The organism is Rhodomicrobium udaipurense JA643, assembly GCF_000636015.1.
GTDB lineage: Bacteria > Pseudomonadota > Alphaproteobacteria > Rhizobiales > Rhodomicrobiaceae > Rhodomicrobium > Rhodomicrobium udaipurense.
Map to the genome: position 1 here is coordinate 24,064 of NZ_JFZJ01000027.1, position 8,244 is coordinate 32,307.

At 64.3% G+C, this 8,244-nt stretch carries 9 protein-coding genes; 7 read left to right on the forward strand and 2 right to left on the reverse strand.

Going from position 1 to position 8,244, the window contains the following annotated elements:
* Positions 1–116 precede the first annotated feature (116 nt).
* From T281_RS06270 to trmD, 7 genes are all read left to right on the forward strand, one after another.
* Positions 117–1,385: a multidrug effflux MFS transporter gene (locus tag T281_RS06270; protein WP_037235888.1), complete on the forward strand. Its 1,269-nt coding sequence runs from the start codon at positions 117–119 to the stop codon at positions 1,383–1,385.
* Positions 1,386–1,661: 276 nt separating this feature from the next.
* Positions 1,662–3,176 carry a signal recognition particle protein gene (ffh, locus tag T281_RS06275; RefSeq protein ID WP_037235891.1) on the forward strand — a complete coding sequence of 505 codons (1,515 nt, stop codon included), beginning with the start codon at positions 1,662–1,664 and terminating at the stop codon, positions 3,174–3,176.
* 92 nt (positions 3,177–3,268) lie between these two features.
* The gene (gene rpsP / locus T281_RS06280; protein ID WP_013420483.1) at positions 3,269–3,625 is read left to right on the forward strand and encodes a 30S ribosomal protein S16; all 357 of its coding nucleotides are present in this window, start codon (positions 3,269–3,271) and stop codon (positions 3,623–3,625) included.
* Between the two features lie 92 nt (positions 3,626–3,717).
* Complete coding sequence (locus tag T281_RS06285; protein WP_037235894.1) at positions 3,718–3,951, forward strand: hypothetical protein; 234 nt, start codon at positions 3,718–3,720, stop codon at positions 3,949–3,951.
* Positions 3,948–4,532: a ribosome maturation factor RimM gene (gene rimM / locus T281_RS06290; RefSeq protein WP_052037166.1), complete on the forward strand. Its 585-nt coding sequence runs from the start codon at positions 3,948–3,950 to the stop codon at positions 4,530–4,532. The genes T281_RS06285 and rimM overlap by 4 nt, the downstream gene beginning before the upstream one ends.
* The gene (locus T281_RS06295; RefSeq protein WP_037235896.1) at positions 4,529–4,990 is read left to right on the forward strand and encodes a metallophosphoesterase family protein; all 462 of its coding nucleotides are present in this window, start codon (positions 4,529–4,531) and stop codon (positions 4,988–4,990) included. Before rimM ends, T281_RS06295 begins: the two co-directional genes overlap by 4 nt.
* Positions 4,991–5,686 (forward strand): tRNA (guanosine(37)-N1)-methyltransferase TrmD, encoded by a 696-nt coding sequence (gene trmD / locus T281_RS06300; protein ID WP_037235899.1) that lies wholly within the window; start codon positions 4,991–4,993, stop codon positions 5,684–5,686.
* Between the two features lie 27 nt (positions 5,687–5,713).
* On the opposite strand, the gene T281_RS06305 is transcribed toward trmD, so the two are convergent.
* Together T281_RS06305 and sauS are read right to left on the reverse strand one after the other, a co-directional pair.
* Positions 5,714–6,253 (reverse strand): hypothetical protein, encoded by a 540-nt coding sequence (locus T281_RS06305; RefSeq protein ID WP_155955130.1) that lies wholly within the window; start codon positions 6,251–6,253, stop codon positions 5,714–5,716.
* A 142-nt stretch (positions 6,254–6,395) separates the two neighbouring features.
* Positions 6,396–7,820: an acylating sulfoacetaldehyde dehydrogenase gene (gene sauS / locus T281_RS06310; protein WP_037235905.1), complete on the reverse strand. Its 1,425-nt coding sequence runs from the start codon at positions 7,818–7,820 to the stop codon at positions 6,396–6,398.
* Positions 7,821–8,244: the final 424 nt, after the last annotated feature.

Below are 8,244 nucleotides of genomic sequence, written 5' to 3' on the forward strand. Positions count from 1 at the left end.
GCGCGATACAATCGGAGATAAGTTCTTCGTTTACGAACTAGCACAGCGCCGGTATCCAGATCGGCGCTGTTTTGCTTTTTGCCGAACCTATTCCCGGCCTGTTGAGTTCACACGAGATGCTTGTAAAGTCCGCCGACGCCGCCCAGCCCCAGGCACCCCGCTTTCCCCTGTCCACGCCGGAATTCGTGACCCTCATCGCGTTGTTGACCGCGCTGACGGCGCTTTCCATCGACATCATGTTGCCGGCGCTGCCGAAGATCGCCAGTGCGCTGGGCGCGACGACGGATAACGAGCAGCAGCTTGTGCTGAGCGTCTACTTCGCGGGCTTCGCCGTCGGGCAATTTCTATTCGGGCCGCTTTCGGATTCCTACGGGCGGCGCAACCCGCTGTTGTTCGGGCTCGCGCTTTATACCATCGGAACGGTGCTGGCGGTCACGGCGACATCCTTTGCAATGCTGCTTTTCGCGCGCGCCTTTCAGGGCTTCGGCGCGGCGGCTCCCCGGATCGTTGCCATTGCCGTGGTGCGCGACCGTTTCGCGGGGCGCGAGATGGCGCGCATCATGTCGTTCGTGACTATGGTGTTCGTGATCGTGCCGATCCTCGCGCCGACGCTCGGCGAAGCGATTGTCCAGTTTTCGGACTGGCACATCATCTTCTGGGTGCTGCTTGGCATGGGGCTTCTGGCAACGCTCTGGTCCGGCGTGCGCCTTCCCGAGACGTTCCACCAAAGCGACCGTCTGCCGTTCACTGCCCGAAACATCTGGGCGGCGTGCGCGGCGGTCGCGACCACCAGACAGACCGCCGGTTACGCCGTCGCGCTCGGCTTTTCGTTCGGCCTGCTGTTCTCCTACATCATCACGTCGCAGCAAATCTTCGTCGACGTTTACGGGCTCGGCGCGGAGTTTCCGATTGCCTTCGGCCTCATCGCGGCATTCCTCGCGGCCGCCTCGATCATAAACGCAAAGCTTGTGCGCAGGGTGGGCATGCGCGGCGTCTCTCACCGTGCGATCCTCGGCGGGCTGGCCGTCTGCGGCGTGATGGCGGCGTTCGGCTTTCCCGACAAGCCGCCGCTCTGGGCGTTCGGCACTTTCATGGCCGCGGTTTTTCTGTGTTTCGGCCTGATGTCGGCGAATTTCAACTCCCTCGCCATGGAGCCGATGGGACACATCGCGGGCACCGCTTCATCGCTCATCGGCTTCTACACCACCGTTGCGGCGGCAGCGCTCGGCACCATCGTGGGCCAGTCCTTCGACGGGTCGGTGCGTCCGCTTTGCATCGGCATCAGCGTGATGTTCGCCGCGACGCTTGCCACGGTGCTGGTGACGGAACGCGGCCGCCTCATGAAGCACTGCGACGCGCCCGACGTGAAAGTGAGGGCGGCTTAAGGCGCCCGCTATTTTGGCCGAATGTCACGAACTCGTCATTTCGCCTAAAATCGCATTTGAAAGAGCAATTGTAATCGTCTATACCGAGGCTGCATTACATATCCGTCACCCGCCAGCGAGAGTTCGCCCGCGGGTGCGTTTTGTGTTGGAACATGCCCTCAGCGCCGGCATTGAAGGAAAACAGGACCGAGACAGCTCGTTTGAGGGCGCGAACGCCGCGCCGATGACAGAAAAACCGGACCTCCGCCAGAACCGAGCGAAACGCGAAAGCCCCCTATGTTCGACTCCCTATCCGACCGCCTTTCAGGCATCTTCGACAAGCTTACCCGACGCGGCGCGCTGACCGACAGCGATGTTTCGGAAGCGATGCGCGAAGTTCGCCGGGCGCTGATCGAGGCGGACGTGGCGCTGGACGTGGTGAAGAGCTTCACCGACCGCGTTAAGGAAAAGGCAGTCGGTCAGGAAGTCGTCCGCTCGGTGACGCCGGGCCAGATGGTCGTCAAGATCGTCCACGACGAACTCGTGAAGACGCTCGGCGCCGAAGCCGATCCCATCGACCTCCAGTCGGTGCCGCCGGTGCCGATCATGATGGTTGGCCTGCAAGGCTCCGGCAAGACCACCACCACCGCCAAGATCGCGAAGCGCCTCACCGAACGCGACAAGCGCAAGGTTCTGATGGCCTCGCTCGACACGCGCCGCCCGGCCGCGCAGGAGCAGCTCGAAGTTCTCGGCAAGCAGACCGGCGTCGACACGCTCCCCATCATCAAGGGCCAGACGCCGCAGCAAATCGCGACGCGGGCCATTCAGGCGGCCAAACTCGGCGGCTATGACGTCGTCATCCTCGACACCGCCGGTCGCCTTCATATCGACGACGAGCTGATGCGCGAGACGGAGCAGGTTCGCGACATCGCGCAGCCGCACGAAACGCTGCTTGTCGCCGACAGCCTCACCGGTCAGGACGCGGTGAACCTCGCGCGCACCTTCGACCAGCGCATCGGCATCACCGGCATCGTGCTGACCCGCATCGACGGCGACGGGCGCGGCGGCGCGGCGCTCTCCATGCGCGCCGTTACCGGCAAGCCGATCAAGCTCCTCGGCACGGGCGAAAAGCTGGACGGCCTCGAAGACTTCCACCCCGAGCGCGTCGCGGGCCGCATCCTCGGCATGGGCGACGTGGTTAGCCTCGTCGAGCGCGCCGCCGAAAACATCGATCAGGAAAAAGCGCAGGCCATGGCGAAGAAGCTCGCCAAGGGCCAATTCGACCTGCAAGACCTTTCCGACCAGTTCCGCCAGATGCAGAAGATCGGCGGCATGTCGGGCGTGCTGGGCATGCTGCCCGGCATCGGCAAGATGAAAAAGCAGCTGGACGCCGCCAATCTCGACGACAAGCTGCTGAAAAGGCAGACCGCAATCATCTCCTCCATGACGCCACAGGAGCGCCGCAACCCGAAAGTGCTGCAAGCGAGCCGCAAGCGCCGCATCGCAGCCGGGTCCGGCACCACCGTGCAGGAGGTGAACCAGCTTCTCAAGATGCACCGGCAGATGGCCGACATGATGAAGGTCGTCGGCAAGGGCAAGGGCGGACTTGCGAAGCTGTTCGGCATCGGCGGAAAGATGCCGGAACCCACGCCCGAAATGATTGAAGCAGCGAAGGCGGGCAAGATGCAGCTCCCGCCGGGCATGAAGCTGCCGGGAGTTCTCGGAGGTGGCGGCGGTTTGCCGGGCCTTCCGGGTATGCCGGGCGGCGGACGTTTCGGCGGCCTTCCGGGCCTGCCAGGGAAAAAGAAATGAGAGCGCTGAGAGTGCTGTCAACCGCGCGGGCAAGGCTCGTGCAGAACAGAATTTTTGCAAGATCAGAGACCGAACAGTTAACGGAGACCAACATGCCCCTGAAGATCAGATTGTCCCGCGGCGGCGCGAAGAAGCGCCCGTATTATCGCATCGTCGTCGCTGAAGCGACTGCACCGCGCGATGGCCGCTTCATCGAGAAGCTCGGCACCTACAACCCGTTGCTTCCGAAGGATCACACGGACCGCGTGACGCTTCTTGAAGACCGCGTGAAGCATTGGCTCTCGGTTGGCGCGCAGCCCACGGATCGCGTGCTCCGCTTCCTCGACGCGCGCGGCCTTGCGAAGCGCCCCGAGCGCAACAACCCGAATAAGGGCGAGCCGGGCACGAAGGCCGTCGAGCGCGCCGAAGAGCGTCGCAAGAAGGCCGAAGAGACCAGCGAAGCCGCGTAGCAGCCCGCTTTACGCCCGCCTCGCGCGGGATGTAGAATAACGGAGCGCCTGTCGCATCGCGGAGGCGCTCCGCTTGTGTTGTGGGAGCCCCGATGGACGGGCTGACCTTTTTCGGTCTCTTGGCCGTGTCGCTGATGCTGCTCTTCTATGCGCTGGAAGAGAACAGCCCGTGGTTTATCCTCGCTTTCGCGGGGTCGTGTGTTCTCGCCAGCGCTTACGGTTTCCTGCAAGGCGCGTGGCCGTTCGGGCTGGTCGAGGCGATTTGGGCCGTTGTCGCGCTTGCGCGCTTTCGGCGCCGCCTCGCCGATAAGGTGCAAAGCGCATGACGGAAGATAAGGTTCTGCTCGGTCGCATCGGCGGCGCGCATGGCTTGCGAGGCGAAGTGAAAATCGCGACCTTCACCGCCGCGCCGGAAGACATCACGGCTTACGGGCCGCTTTCGAGCGCCGACGGCATGCGCACCTTCGTTATCACCGGCATGCGCGCCGCCTCCCCCGGCTCCGTCATCGCGCGGCTCAAAGGCGTTGCCGACCGCACGCAGGCCGAGGCGCTGAACGGCATCGAGCTTTACGTCCCCCGCGATGCGCTGCCGCCGCCGGAGGAAGAGGACGAGTTTTACTATTCCGACCTCATCGGTCTTGCCGCCGTGTCGCCGGAGGGGGCTGTCGTCGGCAAGGTGATCGGCGTGCATAATTTCGGCGCGGGCGACCTCATCGAAGTGCGCTTCGGCGACGAGCGCCAGCCGGTGCTGATCCCCTTTGACAACGCGCATGTGCCGCATGTCGATCTCGGCGCGGGCCGCGTGACGGTGATCCGTCCGGCCTTTGAGGGCGGCGCGGACGCGAGCGAGCGCGGCGCGAAGAGCGCGGACGGCGCCAGCGGAACCGATGACGAGACGCCCGAATGACCGTCCTCGGCCTCATCTCCGACACGCACGGCTTGCTTAGGCCCGAAGCGGCGGCGGCGCTTGAAGGCGTGGACGCGATTCTTCACGCTGGCGATGTCGGGCGGCCTGACGTGCTCGTGGCGCTCCGCACCGTCGCACCCGTGTTCGCGGTGCGTGGCAACGTCGACGGTGGCGAACTCGCCGCCTTGCCGCTCGATACGGTTGCGACCGTCGACGGCATCGATATCTACATGCTGCACATCCTGCGCAATATCGCGATCGATCCTGCGGCTGCGGGCATGGCGGTCGTCGTCTCCGGCCATACGCACAAGCCGCTGATCGAGGAGAAGGACGGCGTGCTTTATGTGAACCCCGGCAGCGCCGGACCGCGTCGCTTCGCACTGCCCGTGTCGGTGGGGTTCCTGCGGCTGGCGAGCGGGCAGAAGCCCGAAGCCTGGCTCAAGATGCTGGATGTTTGAATGACGTGGCATGCCAGCATACTGACGCTTTTTCCCGAGATGTTCCCCGGCCCGCTCGGTCTGAGCCTGTCCGGGCGCGCGCTTGCAGACGGCCTGTGGCAGCTCTCGACACGCAACATCCGCGACTTCGCGACCGACAAGCATCGCTCGGTGGACGATACACCGGCGGGCGGCGGCGCGGGCATGGTGCTTCGCGCGGACGTTGCGGCGGCGGCTATCGATGCGGCCAGCGCGGGCGCGCCGGACCTGCCGCGCATCTATCTTTCGCCGCGCGGCGCGCCGCTGACGCAGGCCCGCGCGCGTTCTCTTGCCGCAGGGCCGGGCGTGCTGCTGTTCTGCGGCCGCTTCGAGGGGCTCGACCAGCGCGCGATTGACGCGCGTCAGCTCGAAGAAATCTCCATCGGCGATTATGTGCTGTCGGGCGGCGAACTTGCCGCGATGGTGCTTCTCGACGCTTGCGTGCGGCTGCTGCCGGGTGTGATTGGCGCTGAGGCGTCGCTCGGCGAGGAAAGCCACGAAAACGGCCTCCTTGAATACCCGCATTACACGCGACCGCGCGTTTTCGAGGGGCGCGAAATTCCTGACGTGCTGCTATCCGGCGATCACGCCCGCATCGCGCGGTGGCGGCGCGAACAGTCGGAAACGTTAACGCGCACCCGCCGACCGGATCTCGCGGCGCGGCTCAAGCGCGACTGAGGCGGCGCGCGGACCGCGTGGTGCTATTCACCGTACCTGCGCCACAAGCGGAAACCGCGTCGGATGGCCGGATCTCACCATCGATTTCACGCCGGAGCGCGGGTCCACAAACACCTGCGTCTGGCCGAGCCGTCCCGCCGCACCCGGCGCGCCGCCGCGGCAGCGCGCGACCGGCGGCTTCCCGCGAAAGCCCAGCGCCCAGACGCGCTGCACCGCGATCTCGCTCGTGTCCGTCTTGAGGACGTACGTCTCGGGCTTGCGCAGATAGCACCAGCCGGCGAAAGCGCTTCCGAGCGGAGCGGTCACGTCGAAATAATCGGCGATGTTGGCCTCGAAAGACGCGGGCGTCGGCGCATGCGTCTGAGGCAGCCAGATATAAAGAAATATAAGTGATCCGTCGGCCTGCGGTCGCGGAAGTTGAATTTTCTCCAGATCTGGTATATTCAGAGAAGAAAATCGCAATGCGACGGCATCGATCTTGTCATGGAACAGATCGGTCGCTTCCTCTGCGCGCGATCCGAGGGGAATTAGGAGTAAAACCGCCGCGATAAACACAAAAAGTCTCATGATCTCCCCTTCCGCATCGATGCCGGCGAGATCGGAGCACCCCCTGCTCTTGATTGTAGCTAATTTCCGCGCGACGGCCAATCGAAATGAATCATGTTGCGCCGCCACTCGCGTCGCCGACGAGCTTGGATGTACGGACGCACTACCGCCCGTATTTCTCCCAATGCGGGCCGAACAACTCGGCCTCCGTCGGCCGCTTCTCGGGGATCGGCGTCACAAGATGCGTGATGTTGAGGAAGTGGCGGTAATTGAGGTTCTCGGAGATCGAATTCTTCTGCCAGCTTCCGCAGCCCATGCTGAGCGTGAACGGCAGGCCGGAGTCGAACGAACCGCCATGCGCGAAGGTATGCGCGAAATTAACGAGCACGCGCACCACGTCGAGATCGGCGGCAAGTTCGCGCGCGCGGTCCATATTTGCCGTGTGAATGCCAAGCGAATGGCCGCGCCCCTGATGATCGAGGATGCGCCGCACGATATCCTTGGCGTCCGCGAAATCGCGCGCGCGATAGACCGTCAGCACCAGCGAAAGCTTCTCGCTCGACAGCGGAAAATCGGGGCCGACGCCTTTTTCCTCGACGAGGAAGAACCGCGCGCTCTCCGCCTCGGCAGGCAGGCCGAAGGCGCGCGCCAGCACGCATGCATCCTTCGCGATGAGATGGCGATTGAGCTTGTGGCCGTGCCAGAGCGTCGCTTCGATGTCGGCTTTTTTCTCCGGCGCACAGAGATACGCGCCTGCCCGCTCCAGCGCCGCTATCGCGCGCTCATAGACCGCGTCAACGATCACCACAGCGTTTTCCGACGAGCAGGACGTTGAATTGTCGAAGATCTTCGATTGCGCGATCTTCGCGGCGGCGGCGTCGAGATCGGCCGTTTCGTCTACGATCACCGGCACGTTGCCAGTGCCGACGCCGATAGCGGGCGTGCCGCTCATATAGCCGCGCCGCACATTGTCCTGCGAGCCGGTGATGACAACGAGGTCGACCGCCTCCATCATCGCTTGCGTGAGGTGTTTCGTGACGGGCTGCGGCAGCACTTGAAGCAGGTCTTCGGGCAAGCCGATGTGCGCCAACCCCTCGCGCATGAGGTCGACGGCGCGCGCGGTCGTGGTGTAGCCGAGCGGCGATGGCGCGACGATCATGGCATTGCGGCCCTTGATCGCCATCATCGCCTTGTTGGCCGCTGTCGCGCCCGGATTGGTCGATGGCGTCACCGCGCCGACCACGCCGATGGGCTTCGCATATTTGACGATGCCTTGCGCCGGGTCTTCCTCGATCACGCCGACCGACTTCACGCGCAGGAGATCGCGCAGCGTGCCGAAGGTCTTGCGCTGCTTCTTGTCGATCTTGTCGGGCACGTTGCCGAGGCCGGTGTCGGCGACCGCGACGCGGGCGAGTTCCTCCGCGTGCTCAGGCTTGTAGATCGCCCAGGCCATGGCGCGCACGGCTTCGTCCACGCGCGCCTGATCGCTATCGGCGAACGCAGCCTGTGCGGCGCGGGCTCGCAGCATCAGCGCCGCGACAGCGTTTCGGCTTTCCACATGCGGCCCATCGGGATCGCCCGCTGACATTCCATCCTCCGATTGCCGCTGTTTCCGCTGGAAGTTGTACAAGGGTGCGGCCTGTTTAAGGAAGGTGTTTTCACGCGGCGCGGCTTGTCCGAAAGGCGGATAGGCGGCCGGATGGGCAAAGACAGCGCGCGCGATCCTTTCCTAAAATCGCGACGGAGCGTCGTGCAGTCGCGAAACCGGCTCGATCCACGGGGCAAAACCGGTTTCCGAGGTTGCCGATGCGCCCGGTTTGGCAGACACTGCTCCCCGTCCGGCATTCCAGGTGAGAACCGGACGGGCGAACAACCGATTTCAGACTTCACACGTGCCCGGTGCGCTTCGTCCAGCGCACGCGCGCGACTTGCGGAACCACCCCGATGAAGAATGCCATGCTCACCCTCAATGCGGGGTCTTCGTCGTTGAAGTTCGCGCTTTTCGACATCCA